At 63.6% G+C, this 16,493-nt stretch carries 12 protein-coding genes; 10 read left to right on the top strand and 2 right to left on the bottom strand.

The annotated features are described in order from the left end of the window. Nucleotides 1-3: 3 nt before the first annotated feature. From nuoL to dnaE, 10 genes are all read left to right on the top strand, one after another. A complete protein-coding gene (nuoL, locus tag F9929_RS17880; protein WP_152047911.1) occupies nucleotides 4-1,977 on the top strand; it encodes an NADH-quinone oxidoreductase subunit L in 1,974 nt (657 codons plus the stop codon). 5 nt (nucleotides 1,978-1,982) lie between these two features. After that, nucleotides 1,983-3,494 carry an NADH-quinone oxidoreductase subunit M gene (locus F9929_RS17875; protein ID WP_152047910.1) on the top strand — a complete coding sequence of 504 codons (1,512 nt, stop codon included), beginning with the start codon at nucleotides 1,983-1,985 and terminating at the stop codon, nucleotides 3,492-3,494. A 12-nt stretch (nucleotides 3,495-3,506) separates the two neighbouring features. After that, the gene (nuoN, locus tag F9929_RS17870; protein ID WP_152047909.1) at nucleotides 3,507-4,946 is read left to right on the top strand and encodes an NADH-quinone oxidoreductase subunit NuoN; all 1,440 of its coding nucleotides are present in this window, start codon (nucleotides 3,507-3,509) and stop codon (nucleotides 4,944-4,946) included. A gap of 4 nt (nucleotides 4,947-4,950) precedes the next feature. After that, a complete protein-coding gene (locus F9929_RS17865; protein WP_152047908.1) occupies nucleotides 4,951-5,739 on the top strand; it encodes a biotin--[acetyl-CoA-carboxylase] ligase in 789 nt (262 codons plus the stop codon). 124 nt (nucleotides 5,740-5,863) lie between these two features. Continuing rightward, a complete protein-coding gene (locus F9929_RS17860) occupies nucleotides 5,864-7,474 on the top strand; it encodes a ribonuclease J (RefSeq protein WP_152047975.1) in 1,611 nt (536 codons plus the stop codon). A gap of 63 nt (nucleotides 7,475-7,537) precedes the next feature. Then, complete coding sequence (locus F9929_RS17855) at nucleotides 7,538-7,816, top strand: DUF1467 family protein (RefSeq protein WP_152047907.1); 279 nt, start codon at nucleotides 7,538-7,540, stop codon at nucleotides 7,814-7,816. 417 nt (nucleotides 7,817-8,233) lie between these two features. Continuing rightward, nucleotides 8,234-9,556, top strand: coding sequence for a proline--tRNA ligase (gene proS, locus F9929_RS17850; RefSeq protein WP_152047906.1), 1,323 nt, complete (start codon nucleotides 8,234-8,236; stop codon nucleotides 9,554-9,556). A 71-nt stretch (nucleotides 9,557-9,627) separates the two neighbouring features. Next, nucleotides 9,628-10,854 (top strand): lipoprotein-releasing ABC transporter permease subunit, encoded by a 1,227-nt coding sequence (locus tag F9929_RS17845; protein ID WP_152047974.1) that lies wholly within the window; start codon nucleotides 9,628-9,630, stop codon nucleotides 10,852-10,854. Then, complete coding sequence (locus F9929_RS17840; protein WP_152047905.1) at nucleotides 10,851-11,546, top strand: ABC transporter ATP-binding protein; 696 nt, start codon at nucleotides 10,851-10,853, stop codon at nucleotides 11,544-11,546. Before F9929_RS17845 ends, F9929_RS17840 begins: the two co-directional genes overlap by 4 nt. A gap of 353 nt (nucleotides 11,547-11,899) precedes the next feature. After that, complete coding sequence (dnaE, locus tag F9929_RS17835; protein WP_407922253.1) at nucleotides 11,900-15,427, top strand: DNA polymerase III subunit alpha; 3,528 nt, start codon at nucleotides 11,900-11,902, stop codon at nucleotides 15,425-15,427. Between the two features lie 6 nt (nucleotides 15,428-15,433). Here the strand turns inward: dnaE and F9929_RS17830 are convergent, their stop codons facing one another. Beyond that, on the bottom strand, nucleotides 15,434-16,090 hold the full coding sequence (locus F9929_RS17830) for a hypothetical protein (protein WP_235919395.1): 657 nt from the start codon (nucleotides 16,088-16,090) through the stop codon (nucleotides 15,434-15,436). Next, nucleotides 16,087-16,398, bottom strand: coding sequence for a DUF3572 domain-containing protein (locus F9929_RS17825; protein WP_152047904.1), 312 nt, complete (start codon nucleotides 16,396-16,398; stop codon nucleotides 16,087-16,089). Before F9929_RS17825 ends, F9929_RS17830 begins: the two co-directional genes overlap by 4 nt. Between the last annotated feature and the right edge of the window lie 95 nt (nucleotides 16,399-16,493).

Raw genomic sequence — 16,493 nt, 5'->3', positions numbered from 1 at the left:
CCGATGTATGCCTTGATCGTCCTTCTGCCTCTTATCGGCTTCGTCACCGTCGGCTTCTTCGGAAACGCCCTCGGCGCGAAGGCGTCGGAATACCTCACGACCGGTTTGATGATCGTCGCGGCGATCCTGTCCTGGATCGGCTTCATCTCGTTCTTCGGCGGCGAAGGCGAGACCATGCATGTCACGCTACTGGAATGGATGCGTATCGGGACACTCGACGTGTCCTGGTCGCTGCGCATCGACCGGTTGACGCTGGTCATGCTGGTGGTGGTGAACACGGTCTCGGCGCTCGTGCACACCTACTCCATCGGCTACATGCATCACGATCCGCATCGGCCGCGGTTCTTCTGCTACCTGTCGCTCTTCACCTTCGCCATGCTGATGCTGGTGACGTCGAACAACCTCGTTCAGATGTTCTTCGGCTGGGAAGGCGTCGGCCTCGCGTCCTACCTTCTGATCGGCTTCTGGTATAAACGCCCGTCCGCGAGCGCGGCTGCCATGAAGGCGTTCATCGTCAACCGCGTCGGCGACTTCGGTTTCGCGCTCGGCATCTTCGGTGTCTTCGTCGTGTTCGGGTCCTTGAACCTCGACACGATCTTCGCCGGCGCCGCCGACCTCGGCACGCGCATGGCGGAAGGCGGGGAGGCGGGTTCCGCGCCGTTCTTCCAGTTCGCCGGTTATACGATGACGGTCGCCGGCGCGATGACCACCATCTGCCTGCTGCTGTTCGTCGGCGCGATGGGCAAGTCGGCGCAGATCGGCCTCCACACCTGGCTGCCGGACGCCATGGAAGGCCCGACGCCGGTTTCCGCCCTGATCCACGCCGCAACGATGGTGACGGCGGGCGTGTTCATGCTGGCGCGCATGTCGCCGCTGTTCGAACTGTCGCACACGGCCTTGACGGTCGTCACCTTCATCGGCGCGACGACCGCCTTCTTCGCCGCCACGATCGGCCTCGTGCAGAACGACATCAAGCGCGTGATCGCTTATTCGACCTGTTCGCAGCTTGGCTACATGTTCGCAGCCATCGGCGTCGGTGCCTATGGCCCGGCGGTGTTCCACCTCTTCACGCACGCCTTCTTCAAGGCGCTTCTGTTCCTCGGCGCCGGCTCGGTGATCCACGCCGTGTCCGACGAGCAGGACATGCGGAACATGGGCGGTCTGCGCAAGCACATCCCGAAAACCTACTGGATGATGGTCATCGGCACGCTTGCCCTGACCGGCTTCCCGTTCACCGCCGGCTATTATTCCAAGGACGCGATCATCGAAGCGACCTTCGTCGGCCACAACCCCTTCGCGCTCTACGCCTTCGGCATGACCGTGATCGCGGCGCTAATGACCAGCTTCTATTCGTGGCGCCTGATCTTCCTCACCTTCCACGGCAAGCCGCGCGCCAGCCACGAGGTGATGCACCACATCCACGAGTCGCCGCCGGTGATGCTGGTGCCGCTCTACATCCTCGGCATCGGCGCGCTCTTCGCGGGTCTCATCTTCTTCAACCCCTTCGTGGGCGAAGGCTATGGCGAGTTCTGGCACGGCGCCCTGTTCACCGGTCCGGAGAACCACGTGCTTCATGAAATGCACGAGGTGCCGTTCCTGGTGAAGCTCTCGCCCGCCATCGCGATGGTTCTCGGCTTCGTTCTGGCCTACGCGTTCTATATCCGCGCGCCGCACAAGCCGGCCCAGATCGCGGCCCGCAACCGCGGCCTGTACCAGTTCCTCCTGAACAAGTGGTACTTCGACGAGCTCTACGACTTCCTGTTCGTGCGCTCGGCCAAGGCTCTCGGTCGCTTCTTCTGGAAGACGGGGGATCAAAAGGTCATCGACGGTTTCGGTCCGGATGGCATTTCGGCCCGCGTTCTCGATGTCACCGACCGCGTGGTCCGGCTTCAGTCCGGCTACCTCTACCACTACGCGTTCGCGATGCTGATCGGCATCGCGGCCCTCGTCACCCTCATGATGGTCGGAGGCCGCTGAGGTCGATGGACTTTCCAATCCTCTCCCTCACCACCTTCCTGCCGCTCGTCGGCATCGCTCTCATCGCCTTCACCAGCGATGCGAGCGCGGAAGGACGTAATAATATCCGCCGCATCGCGCTGATCACGACGGTCTTCACCTTCGTCGTCTCGCTCTTCATCTGGATCGGCTTCGACAACACGCAGGCCGGCTTCCAGATGGTGGAGCAGGCAAGCTGGATGGGCGCCGGCGGCATCAGCTACCACATGGGCGTCGACGGCATTTCCATGCTGTTCGTGATCCTCACGACCTTCCTGCTGCCGGTCTGCATCCTGGCGAGCTGGGAGTCGGTGGAAAAGCGCGTCAAGGAATACATGATCGCCTTCCTCCTTCTGGAGGTGCTGGTGGTCGGAGTCTTCTGCGCGCTCGATATCGTGCTCTTCTATATTTTCTTCGAAGGCAGCCTCATTCCGATGTTCATCATCATCGGCGTTTGGGGCGGCAAGCGGCGCGTCTACGCGAGCTACAAGTTCTTTCTCTACACCTTCCTCGGTTCCGTCCTGATGCTCGTCGCCATCATGGCGATGTACTGGACCGCCGGCACGAGTTCGATTCCGGAGCTTCTCGCCTACAACTTCCCGGCCTCCATGCAGACCTGGTTGTGGCTCGCCTTCTTCGCTTCCTTCGCGGTGAAGATGCCGATGTGGCCGGTTCACACCTGGCTGCCGGATGCCCACGTCGAAGCACCGACGGCAGGCTCGGTGATCCTCGCGGGCATCCTCTTGAAGCTCGGCGGCTACGGCTTCCTTCGCTTCTCCCTCCCGATGTTCCCGCTGGCCTCCGACTACTTCTCGACCTTCGTCTTCACGCTGTCCGTTGTCGCGATCGTCTACACGTCGCTGACCGCGCTGATGCAGGAGGACATCAAGAAGCTGATCGCCTATTCGTCTGTCGCCCATATGGGCTTCGTCACGATGGGTATCTTCGCGGCGAACGAGCAGGGCATCCAGGGCGCGTTGTTTCAGATGCTCAGCCACGGCCTCGTGTCGGGCGCGCTCTTCCTGTGCGTCGGCGTCGTCTACGACCGCATCCACACCCGCGAGATCGACGCCTATGGCGGTCTCGTCAACCGGATGCCGGGTTATGCGGCGATGTTCCTGATCTTCACCATGGCCAATGTCGGTCTGCCGGGCACGAGCGGTTTCGTCGGCGAGTTCCTGACGATGCTCGGCGTCTTCCGGGTGAACACCTGGGTCGCGATCTTCGCGGCGACGGGCGTGATCTGGTCGGCGGCCTATGCGCTCTGGCTGTATCGGCGGGTCATCTTCGGGGCTCTGACGAAGGAGAACCTGAAGGACATCCTCGACCTCAGCCCGCGCGAAAAGGCGCTGCTCTACCCGCTCGCCGTTCTGACCGTGTTCTTCGGCATCTACCCGATGCCGGTATTCCACGCGACGGAAGCCTCGGTGCAGGCGCTTGTTCAGAACTATACCGCGGCACTGGGGTCGGCCAATTCGGTCGCCCAGGCGGCCAACTGAGCGGACAATTCCATGACACCTGACTTTTCCGCCAGCCTGTCCATTGCGATGCCCGAGGTGATCCTCGGCGTCGGCGCGATGGTGCTTCTGATGATCGGCGTCTTTTCCGGCGAGCGTAGCACGCGTTTCATGACCTCGCTCGCGGTCGCGCTGCTGATCGTGACGGCCGCCCGGCTGATCTTCTTCACGCCGGATGGCCGTGCCTTCTCCGGTTCGTTCGAACTCGACGCCTTCGCCCGCTTCATGAAGATCGTCGTGCTGATCGGCTCGGCCGCCGCTCTCGTGATGACGGTCGGCTATTCGGAGTCCGATCACTTCAACCGCTTCGAGTTCCCGGTCATCATCTGTCTGGCAACGGTCGGCATGATGGTGATGGTGTCGGCGGGTGATCTCATCGCCCTTTACATGGGCCTCGAACTCCTTTCGCTGTCCTCCTACGTCGTCGCCGCCTTCAACCGCGACAGCGTGAAGAGCACCGAGGCGGGCCTGAAGTATTTCGTGCTCGGCGCGCTGTCGTCGGGCATCCTCCTCTACGGCGCGTCGATGGTTTACGGCTTCACCGGCCAGATCGAGTTCCAGGCCATCGCCCGTGCCTTGACGGTGGAGAACCGCTCGTTCGGCCTGCTGGTCGGCCTCGTCTTCGTGATCGCGGGTCTCGCCTTCAAACTCTCCGTCGTGCCGTTCCATATGTGGACGCCGGACGTCTACGAGGGCTCGCCGACACCGGTGACAGCCTTCTTTGCGTCCGCGCCCAAGGTCGCCGCGATGGGGCTTCTCACGCGCTTCACGATGGAGGGCTTTGGTCCTTACGTCGCCGACTGGCGGCAGGTACTCGTGTTCGTGTCGATCTTGTCGATGGCCTTCGGCGCGTTCGCCGCGATCGGCCAGCGCAACATCAAGCGGCTGATGGCTTATTCGTCGATCGGGCATATGGGCTACGCACTGGTGGGTCTTGCCGCCGGTGACGAGGCGGGCGTGCGCGGCGTTGCCGTTTATATGGCGATCTACATGGTCATGTCGCTCGGCGTCTTCGCCGTGATCATGGCGATGCGTCGCCGCGATGGCGTGACGCAAGACGTCTACGAATTGAACGGCCTGTCGCAGACCAATCCCGGCATGGCGCTCGCGCTGACGATTCTCATGTTGTCGCTCGCCGGCCTTCCGCCGCTCGGCGGCTTCATCGCCAAGTACTACGTGTTCATGGCGGCGGTCGGTGCGGGACTGTGGCCTCTGGCGATCATCGGCGTCGTGACGTCGGTCGTGAGCTTGTTCTACTACCTGCGCATCGTGAAGGTGATGTGGTTCGACGAGCCGAATGCGCCGCTGGCACCGGCGAGCATGGAACTTCGCGGCGTGCTCGCGCTCTCGACCCTGTTCATCTTCCCGGTCTACATCGTCTTCGCCGGGCCACTTCTGGCCGCGGCGCAGGCCGCAGCGCGCAGCCTGCTCTAAGACGTTGACGGCAAAGGCTTCCAAGGTTCGCCGACATCTCGCGCTCGATGAGGTCGGCTCGACCAACACGGTCGCCATGGAAGCTGCGCGGTCCGGGGACCCCGGACCGCTTTGGGTGACGGCAGCCCGTCAGGCGGCAGGGCGCGGGCGGCGCGCTCGCACCTGGGTGTCGGAGCGCGGCAACCTTTATTCCAGCCTGCTTCTCATCAACCCTTCGCCGCAGGAAGCGCTGCACAATCTCCCTCTCGTGGTGTCGCTCGGCCTTTGCGAAGCGCTCTCCACCTTGCCGAGCTTGGCGTCGGCCGAAGTTTCCATCAAGTGGCCGAATGACGTTCTGATCGGCGGGCGGAAATGCGCCGGCATCCTCATCGAAAGCGAGCGTCTGCCTGACGGACGGACGGCGGTGGTCGCCGGCTGCGGCGTGAATGTGGCCAATGTCCCGAGCGACACGCCCTATCCGGTGACGGGGCTCCGGCAGGAAGGCTGCGGCGCCGAAGTCGACGAGGTCTTCGCGGCGGTGGCGGCAAGCATCGAAGGCGCCTTGGCGTTCTGGGATCGCGGAGGCAACTTCGCGGCCATTCGCGAGCGATGGATCGCGAACTGCGCCGGCATCGGCGCGCCATGCCGCGTCAACCTGCAGGATCGCACGATGGTCGGCACTTTTGTCGGTCTCGACCGGGAAGGGCGGCTTCTTCTGAAGGAAGACGACGGGGCAATTCGTCTCGTTTCGGCCGGAGACGTCTTTCCTCTCGGCTCCAAATCCTCCACACCTTCTATCCAGCCGGCGGGTTGACCGCCCTATATCCACGCAATCGACTTTGGGAGGCCGGTCATCACGCGGTCGACCCCGTTCGGAAAAGACTGACACGTTGAACGAACTAGTTTTTCTGCCGCTAGGCGGCGTCGGCGAGATCGGCATGAATCTCGCTCTCTACGGTTACGGTCCCGCCGAAGATCGCGAGTGGATCATCATCGACTGCGGCGTGTCCTTCGCCGGCCCTGAGCATCCGGGCGTCGAACTGGTGCTGCCGGACATCTCCTTCATCGAGGCGCATCGCGACTCGCTGCATGGCATCGTCATCACGCACGCCCATGAGGACCATTACGGCGCTCTCCTAAGCCTGTGGCCCCGTTTGAAGGTGCCGGTCTTCGCCACGCCTTTCACCGCCGGGATGCTGCAAGCCAAGCGCGAGGGTGAGCCCGGCGCGCCGAAGATCCCCGTCACCGTCTTCCGGGCCGGGGAGCGCTTCAAGGTCGGACCCTTTGACTTGGAAGCCATCAACGTCACGCATTCGATCCCCGAACCGGTATCGCTCGCCATCAGGACGCCGCTCGGCACCGTTCTCCATACGGGCGATTGGAAGATCGACCATCATCCCGCCCTCGGCGACCCGACGGACGAGAAGCGTTTGCGCGAGATCGGCGAGGAGGGCGTTCTCGCCATCGTCTGCGACTCGACCAACGCGCTGCGCGAAGGCATCTCGCCGAGCGAATCGGAAGTCGGAGAATCGCTTACCGACATCATCGAGAAATCACCCGGCCGGGTGGCCGTCACGACATTCTCGTCCAATGTCGGGCGCATCAAGGCCGTGGCTTTGGCGGCGGCCGCTGCTGGCCGGCAGACATTGCTGATGGGCCGTTCCATGCGCCGCGTGGTCGATGTGGCCAACGAACTCGGATATCTCGACGGCGTCCCGCCGTTCGTGGACGAAAGCGAGTTCGGCTATCTGCCGCGCGACAAGGCCGTGATCCTGATGACCGGCAGCCAGGGCGAGCCGCGCGCGGCGCTGGCCCGCATCGCGCGAGACGATCACCCGCAGATCGCCTTGTCGAAAGGCGATCTCGTCATCTACTCGTCGCGCACGATTCCCGGCAATGAGCGGGGGATCGTGGATATCCAGAACCTGCTCATCGAGCGCGGCATCGACATCCTCGAAGATGGCGACGCTCTGGTTCACGTGTCGGGCCATCCGCGTCGGGCCGAGCTTCGGCAGATGTACGACTGGATCAAGCCGAGGATCGCGGTTCCCGTCCATGGCGAATCGGCGCACCTGACCGCTCATGAGGAACTGGCGAAGTCGCTCGGCGTGAAGGAGGTCGTTCGTGTCCGCGATGGTCGCATGCTGCGCCTTGCGCCGGGCGCGGCGGAGATCGTGGAGCAGGTGCCCTTCGGCCGCCTGTATCGCGACGGTTTCCTGGTCGGCAACGAGGAGGAGATGGGCATCGCCGAACGGCGGCGTTTCTCCTATGCCGGTCATGTCAGCGTTCTGGTCGAACTTGCCGGCAATTCCGATCTGCGCGACGATCCCGATGTCGTGTGCGTTGGTTTGCCCAAGCGCGATGGCGAGGGTGACGACATGGAAGAGCTTCTGATCGACGCCGTCGCCGAAGCGGTGGAAAGCATTCCTCGCCAGCGGCGCAAGGACAACGAACTCGTTCGGGAAGCAGCCCGTCGTGCCGTTCGTGCCGCCGCCAACAATGCCTGGGGCAAGAAGCCCATGGTGACGGTCTTCGTCACGCGCGGCTGATCGAATAACGAGCGCACCGGTCGAAGGCCGGTGCGCTTACCCACGAGCAATGGAGGCTGACCTTTGGGGTGGATCAACGCGCTCGCGATCTACTTCATCATCTGGTGGACCGTGCTTTTCGCGATTCTGCCGATCGGCATCCGATCGCAGCGCGACGAGAACGACGTCGTTCTCGGCACCGAGCCCGGCGCGCCGGCCACGTTCAGCTTCGCGCGCAAAGCCTTCTGGACGACGGTCGCTGCCACCCTGGCTTTTATTGCCTACTACACGACGACGCAGATTTTCGGCTTCGGGTTGGACAGTATCCCGAACCTCGTTCCGGACGGTTCGAAAAACTGGTGACGAAAAAAAATGCAAGGCCGAAGCCTTGCATTTGAATATTCCGGTCTGGGTTCTGCTCCGAAACCAACTTCGGGGCTGCAGCGGGCGCTGCGCCGAAAACCACGTCCTCCCGAGACTAGACCGTATGATGCTGACGCGCACTGGCGCGCGATTTTTGTAGCGCGACGGTAACGCCGGGGCGCTTCGTTGTCATCAGGTATTTCGATTTTGTGATGTTTCTGAGCAGCAGGGTGAAGAAACCGGCACCTGTCGCCCGCAAATTGGGCCGAACGGGTCGTCTTTCCATCCGGTCTCATGGAGGCTAAGGCTAGAAACGTCCCGCTCGTTCACGATCGGGCGCTTATTCCATTTCCGCGCCATCTTGCCGCCGTAAGCCGTGCCGAGAGCGGTTGCCGATAGCCCGAGGCCGAGTCCGACATGCGTCTTTCGCAGTTCTTCCTTCCCATCCTCAAGGAAACGCCGAAGGAGGCCGAGATCGTCTCGCACCGCCTTATGCTGCGGGCGGGCATGATCCGCCAGCAGTCGGCGGGCATCTATTCGTGGCTCCCGCTCGGCAAGCGCGTTCTCGACAAGATCTGCCGGATCGTGCGCGAAGAACAGAACCGCTCGGGCGCGCTGGAGATCATGATGCCGACGATCCAGTCGGCCGATCTTTGGCGCGAAAGCGGCCGCTACGACGACTACGGCAAGGAGATGCTGCGGATCGAGGATCGCCACGAGCGCGAACTGCTCTACGGCCCGACCAACGAGGAAATGGTGACGGATATCTTCCGTTCCTATGTCCGCTCCTACAAGGATCTGCCGCTCAACCTCTACCATATCCAGTGGAAGTTCCGGGACGAGGTGCGTCCGCGCTTCGGCGTGATGCGCTCGCGCGAGTTCCTGATGAAGGACGCTTATTCCTTCGATCTCGACGGGCAAGCGGCGCGCAACGCCTATAACCGCATGTTTGTCGCTTACTTGCGCACCTTCACGCGTTGCGGTCTTCAGGCGATTCCGATGCGCGCGGATACCGGGCCGATCGGCGGTGATCTCAGCCACGAATTCATCATCCTGGCCTCGACCGGCGAAAGCGCCGTTTTCTGCCATCGCGATTATCTGGAACTGAAGGTTCCGGAAACGGATGTCGATTTCCGCGATTCGGCGGCGCTCGCCGAGATCGTGAAGAACTGGACGACCCCTTACGCGGCCACGGAAGAGATGCACGACGAGGCGGCGTGGGAAGCGCTTCCCGAGGCCGAGAAGGTCGCCGCGCGCGGCATCGAGGTCGGTCACATCTTCTATTTCGGCACGAAGTATTCCGAGCCGATGGGCGCCACCGTCACCGGGCCGGACGGCAAGGAAGTGCCGGTGCATATGGGCTCCTACGGCATCGGCCCGAGCCGGCTGATCGCCGCGATCATCGAGGCGAGCCACGACGAGGCCGGCATCATCTGGCCGAAGGATGTCGCGCCCTTCGATGTCGGGCTGGTCAACATGAAGCCGGGCGACGCCGATTGCGACAAAGCCTGCGAGGAGCTCTACCAGACGCTGCAGGCCGCCGGTCTGGACGTTCTCATGGACGACGAGGACAGCCGCGCCGGCGCGAAATTCGCCACGATGGACCTCATCGGTCTGCCGGTTCAGGTCATCGTCGGCCCGCGCGGCGCCAAGGCCGGCGAGGCCGAGCTGAAGTTCCGGGCCACCGGCGAGCGCGAAACGCTGCCGCTCGCCGATGTTCTGCGGCGGCTGACCGCGTGAGCGCCGCCACGCTCGACGCGTCCGTCGCCAGGGGAGCGGCGAAGGTCAAGCCGTTCTCGCGTTTCGAATGGATGATCGCCGGGCGCTATCTGCGCGCCCGGCGGCGCGACGCCGGTGTGTCCGTGATCGCCGGCTTTTCCTTCGTCGGCATCATGCTCGGCGTTGCGGCGCTGATCATCGTCATGTCGGTGATGAACGGCTTTCGCGCCGAACTGCAATCGCGCATCCTCGGCGTGAACGGCCATGTGGTGCTGCGCGACATCGACACGCCCTTGACCGACTATGCCGAAGTCGCCGACCGCGTGTCGAAGGTGCCCGGCGTGACCTTCGCCATGCCCGTGGTGGATGGACAGGTGCTCGTTACCGGCGCCAGCAGCGTCAAATCCTTCGCGCTCGTCAAGGGCGTGCGGGAAGCCGACTTGAAGATGCTGACGCCGATCTCGTCCAACATCAAGGTCGGCTCGCTGGACGGCTTCGAGGAAAGTGGCGGCGTGGCGATCGGCACGCGGCTCGCCCAGGCGCTCGGCCTGCAACTCGGCGACCAGATCACGCTGATCGCGCCGGAGGGCGACTCCACGCCGCTCGGCACCGTGCCGCGCGTGAAGGCCTATCCGGTCACCGCGATCTTCGAGATCGGCTTGTCGGATTTCGACGCAGCCTATGTCTACATGCCTTTGTCCGAAGCGCAGCTTTTCTTCAACCAGGAGGGCAAGGCCGCTTCGATCGAGATCTTCACCGACGATCCCGACGACGTGTCGACGCTGCAAGGCGCGATCGAGACCGCCGCCGGGCGGCCGAACTACACCTCCACCTGGCAGACCGACAACCAGGCCTTCTTCTCCGCCTTGCAGGTGGAGCGGAACGTCATGTTCATCATCCTGACGCTGATCATCCTCGTGGCGGCGCTGAACATCATCTCCGGCCTGTTCATGCTGGTGAAGGACAAGGGCCGCGACATCGCGATCCTTCGCACGATGGGTGCGACGCGGGGTTCGGTGATGCGGGTCTTTCTGATCACCGGCGCTTCCATCGGAGTCGCGGGCACCATCGCCGGTCTCATCCTCGGCGTCGTCTTCTGCCTGAATATCGAGGAGATCAGGCAGTTCTTCTCGTGGCTGTCCGGCACGGTTCTCTTCAACCCGCAATTCTACTTCCTGTCGAAGCTGCCGGCCGAGATCGATGCCGGCGAGGTCGTCAGCGTCATCGCCATGGCGCTCGGCCTGTCGCTTCTCGCCACGATCCTTCCGTCCTGGAAGGCGTCGAAACTCGATCCCGTCGAGGCGCTTCGCTACGAATGACCGACGTTTCCCATTCCCTGCGTCTCCAACGGATCGAACGGCATTTCGGCGAAGGCGAAACGAGGCTCGACGTTCTGACGGGCGTCGATTTCTCCATCGCCGCCGGCGAAATGGTGGCTCTCGTCGCTCCGTCCGGCACGGGCAAGTCGACGCTTCTTCATCTGGCCGGTCTGCTGGAGCGCCCGGATGCCGGGGAGGTCTATGTCAACGGCGTCGCCTGCGGCGGGCTCGACGACGCGCGGCGCACCGAGATGCGCCGCCGGTCCATCGGCTTCGTCTACCAGTTCCACCACCTGCTGCCGGAATTCTCCGCGTTGGAGAATATCATGCTGCCCCAGATGATCGGGGGATTGGGCCTGAAGGAAGCCTCCGACCGGGCGCAGCAGCTTCTGGAATATATGCGGATCGGCAAGCGTGCGACGCATCGCCCGGCCGAGCTCTCGGGCGGCGAACAGCAGCGCGTCGCCATCGCGCGGGCGGTGGCCAACAACCCCTATGTGCTCCTCGCGGACGAGCCGACCGGCAATCTCGACCCGAAGACTTCGCACTACGTCTTCGACGCGCTGACGGCGCTGGTGCGGCAATCCGGCGTCGCGGCTTTGATCGCGACCCACAACCACGAGCTGGCGAAGCGCATGGACCGCGTCGTCACGCTGGATGCCGGCCGCATCGTGCCGCACACGATCGGCTGACCGCCGGAACTCATGCCTTTATCCGCCGTCGAACGTTTTCGGCGGTGGATATCCGCTCGGTGAGAGATCATCGTCCGCATTTCCCTTGTTCCGCCCATCCACTCGTGTTCGCTCGCGCGACAGCGCTTGACTCCGGCTCGGGATGGGTACAAAAAGAGAACAGAACAAAGAGGGAACGACGATGGCGATAATCCTGAAAGACGTGGCGTCCTTGATCGCGGTCGGCCTGTTCCTGATGAGCTTCGGCCTCCTCCTTTCGGCGATCTGATCGGGCAACGAGGCGTCTAGTTTCGGCGGGATAACGGCGTCGCGTCGATGTGCCGGACTCGACTCCCGTCGACCGAGAGGAGACAATGCGGCTTGCGGAATGGCAGGCAGGCGAGGACGAGATGGCGGAAGGTTCGGCTGAGGCGGGCAAGCCCGTTCGCGATCTGCGCTTCATCCATCTGCGCTGTCACAGCGCGTTCTCGTTGCTCGAGGGCGCGCTGCGGATCGACCAGATCGTCAAGCACGCCAAGGGCGACGGCGCGCCGGCCATCGGCATCGCCGACACCAACAATCTCTTCGGCGCTCTCGAATTTTCGGAGAAAGCGGCGAAGTCCGGCATTCAACCGATCTTCGGTTGCCAGCTCGAAGTGGATTTCGGCGACGCGGAAAGCGATGGCGGGCTCGGCCGCGACCGCATGCAGGCGCCGCTCGCCCCGCTTGTTCTCATCGCCGCGACGGAGAAGGGCTACGAGAATCTCGTCGAGATCGTCTCGCTTGCTTATCTCGAACATGACGGCAACAGCCGCCCCTATGTCCTGTTCGACTGGCTGAAGGGCCGCAGCGAAGGCATCATCCTCCTGTCCGGCGGACCGCTCGGTCCGGTCGGCACGGCGATCCAGGCGGGCCGAGGGCCGGTGGCGCGCGCGCGGCTCGAACGCCTTCAGGCTTTGTTCGGCGACCGGCTTTACGTCGAGCTGCAGCGGCAGCGGAACTACAACCGCCGCGTCGAGGCCGAGACCGTCGAACTCGCCTACGAACTTGGCCTGCCTCTCGTCGCCACCAACGAGCCCTTCTTTACTTGCCCGGACGATTTCGATGCCCACGACGCGCTGATCGCGGTGGCGAGCAACAAGCTCGTCAGCCAGGAAGAGCGGCGTCGTTTGACGACGGATCATTGCCTGAAGACGCAAGACGCGATGGCGGAACTGTTCGCCGATTTGCCGGAGGCGTTGGAGAACACGATCGAGATCGCGCGCCGCTCGTCCTATCGCGTGCGCACCCGCAAGCCGATCCTGCCGCGCTTCGCCGGGGCCGATGCCGATCCGCTGGAAGCGGAAGCGGCGGAAGCGTCCGAGCTTCGTCGCCAGGCGGAGGAGGGGCTTGTCGCCCGTCTCGCCGCGCATGGAACCGCGCCCGGCCAGAGCGAACAGGTTTATCGCGAGCGTCTGGAATACGAGCTCGGCATCATCGAGCGGATGAAGTTTCCGGGCTACTTCCTGATCGTCGCTGACTTCATCAAATGGGCGAAGGCGCAAGGCATTCCGGTCGGCCCGGGGCGCGGTTCGGGCGCGGGCTCGCTCGTCGCCTGGGTGCTGACGATCACCGACCTCGATCCCTTGCGCTTCTCGCTCCTGTTCGAGCGGTTCCTCAATCCCGACCGCGTGTCGATGCCGGACTTCGACATCGACTTCTGCCAGGAGCGGCGCGGCGAGGTGATCCGCTACGTGCAGGAAAAGTACGGGCGCAGCCAAGTCGGCCAGATCATCACCTTCGGAACGCTGCAGGCGCGGGCGTGCCTGCGCGACGTCGGGCGCGTGCTGGAGATGAGCTACGGTCATGTCGACAAGCTCTGCAAGATGGTGCCGGCGAACCCAGCCAATCCGGTGACGCTGGCGCAAGCCATCGAGGGCGAGCCGCGTCTTCAGGAAGCGCGAGAGAAGGAGGAGATCGTCGACCGCCTCCTGTCGATCGCCCTGAAGCTCGAGGGGCTCTACCGCCACGCCTCGACCCACGCGGCCGGCATCGTGATCGGCGACCGGCCTTTGTCGAAGCTCGTCCCGATGTATCGCGATCCCCGATCCGACATGCCGGTGACGCAGTTCAATATGAAATGGGTGGAGCAGGCCGGCCTCGTGAAGTTCGACTTCCTCGGCCTGAAGACGCTCACCGTGCTTCAGACGGCGGTGGCGCTGATCGCCCGGCGCGACATCGAAATCGATCTCGGCAAGCTGCCGCTGGAAGACAAGCCGACCTTCGAGATGCTGACGCGCGGCGAGACCGTCGGCGTGTTTCAGGTGGAATCGGCCGGCATGCGGAAGGCGCTGATCGGCATGCGGCCCGACCAGCTCGAGGACATCATCGCGCTCGTCGCGCTGTATCGCCCCGGCCCGATGGAGAACATTCCGACCTACAACGCCCGCAAGCATGGCGAGGAGGAACCGGACTTCCTTCATCCGAAGATCGAGCACATCCTGAAGGAAACGCAGGGCGTCATCATCTACCAGGAACAGGTGATGCAGATCGCGCAGGTTCTGTCGGGCTATTCGCTCGGCGAGGCCGATCTTCTGCGTCGCGCCATGGGCAAGAAGATTCGCGCGGAGATGGACACGCAGCGCGTCCGCTTCGTGGACGGCGCGACGAAGAACGGGCTGAAGAAGGAACAGGCCAACACGATCTTCGACCTTCTGGCGAAGTTCGCCGACTACGGCTTCAACAAGAGCCATGCGGCGGCCTATGCGCTCGTCACCTACCAGACCGCTTATCTCAAGGCGAACTACCCGACCGAGTTCCTCGCCGCCTCCATGACGCTGGACGTCGGCAACACGGACAAGCTGAACGAATTTCGGCGCGACGCCGTGCGGCTCGGCATCGAGATCGTCGCGCCGTCCATCCAGACTTCGCACAAGGCCTTCGAAGTGTCGGCCAAGCGCATCTTCTATTCGCTGGCAGCGATCAAGGGCGTCGGCGAGCAGGCCGTGGAGCATATCGTCGAGCTGCGGGGGGCGAGCGGCTTCCGTTCGCTGGAGGATTTCTGCGCCAGGATCGATCCGAAGATCGTCAACAAGCGGACGCTGGAGCATCTGATCGCCGCCGGCGCGCTGGACTGTTTCGGTTTCGACCGCGCGAGCCTTTGCGCCAATATCGATCGCCTGTCGGGCTATGCGGCATGGCGCAGCGAAGGGCGCGCGTCGGGGCAGGACGATATGTTCGGCGGCGGCGGCGGCAGCGGCGAGTTGGAGAAACTGCATCTCGCCGAATGCGAGAAATGGACGTCGGCCGAAAAGCTGATGCGCGAGTTCCAGGCGATCGGCTTCTACCTCTCGGCACACCCCCTCGACGAATATGCCGCGACGCTGAAGCGCCTGCACGTCCAGACCTATGCCGATGTCTGCGCGGCAGTGCGGCGGGGCGCGAGCGCCGGTCGCCTTGCCGGCACTGTGGTGTCGCGTCAGGAGCGGCGGACGCGCACCGGCGGCAAGATCGGCATCGTCAATATGTCCGATCCGAGTGGGCAATACGAGGTGGTGCTCTTCTCCGAAACGCTGTCGCATTATCGAGACATGCTGGAGCCCGGTTCGTCGCTGATCCTGATCGTGGCGGCCGAGGAGCGCCCGGAAGGCGTTTCCATGCGGGCGCAGAGCGTCCAGTCGCTGGAAGACGAAGCGGTTCGAACACAGAAGTCGCTGCGTGTCTTCCTGAAGGATGCCCGGCCGTTCGAATCCATGCGCAGGCATCTGCAGGTCGGCGGCGACTCGGAGGTCTCGCTGGTTCTGATGCGCGAAGGCGGCGAGCGGGAGATCGAGATCGCGCTGCCCGGCAAGTATCGCGTTTCGCCGCAGATGGCGGGCGCCATCCGCGCGACGATGGGCGTCGTGGATGTCGAACTCGCCTGAGAGGCCTCAGGCTGCCAGAAGCGATCGGATCACGTCGGTCGCTTCCGGCCAGTTCTTCGCCTGCCGGGCGCCGGGCGGCAACGGGGGCAGGCAGTCGCGAAAAAGCGTGGTCGCCATCAGGTGAACCAGACGTGCCTCCGGCACGCTGCGCGAAACCGCCACGAGATTGGGGGGCAGGTCGTCCACGAAGACGAGACGCCCGGTTCTCTTCTCCATCAGTTCCGCCGCGACACCACCCTTGGAGCGCTGGGTGGCGATCATGGGAAAGCGGAGCCCGGCCTTGTCGAGAAGACGACGGCGGCTCTCGTAATGGGAAGGCGTCATGGCGGTCAGAAAGACGATGTCGGCGAGTTCGGACAAGGCGGTCAAGGCCGGCCCGACGCCTTCCACGGGCATCTGCCGCTCTTCCTGCTCCTCGTAGAGGCGCTGCGTGACGCGGTCGAGTTCGTTGCCGCTGACCGCCGCTCCCGTGGCGATGGAGTGGACGTTCCCCGTCAGGCGAAAGCTGCTGGGCGTCAACCTCGCGCCGAACTCTTCCAGAAGGGTGCTGAATGGGTCGATGAAATGCAGCACGACCTCGTCGATGTCGAGAAGCAGGAGATCGGGCTTGGTGACGGGGATCGTCTCGATCGCCGGTCCCGCCGTGACGAGCCCCTTCGTCATCTCGGCACGGCGCCGAAGGCGCGCTCCAGAACGGCGCGTGCCGCGACCACCGTTTCGGGCGAATGACCCGATTGCGCCGCAAAGGCGTCCAGCGTCGGCTCGTGATCGAGGAAGAAATCAAGGAGGCCAGCAAAGAAAGCGGGGCGCGAAGCTTCCTCGCGCAACCGGTGCGCTTCCAGGCCCGATATGGCGAGGAAGCGTTCGAGAAGTTCGGGATCTCCCGCCAGATATTGCAGCGCTTCGATGCCGAGGCCCACAGCTTCCTCTTCCGTCAGGCGGGACGGCGTCGTTTGCGAATTCTTCAGCATGATTTCAGTCGTTTCGACACTCGTGGTCACGTTCCCTAATTCTTAAATCAAATGACGGTAGTGCTCTAGCTGCCGAACCGGTCTTCTTGCCGGCC

This window comes from Aureimonas psammosilenae (assembly GCF_009176975.1).
Taxonomy (GTDB): Bacteria; Pseudomonadota; Alphaproteobacteria; order Rhizobiales; family Rhizobiaceae; genus Plantimonas; species Plantimonas psammosilenae.
Note: the sequence above shows the minus strand (reverse complement) of the source record. Positions and strands in the feature narration are given on the sequence as shown.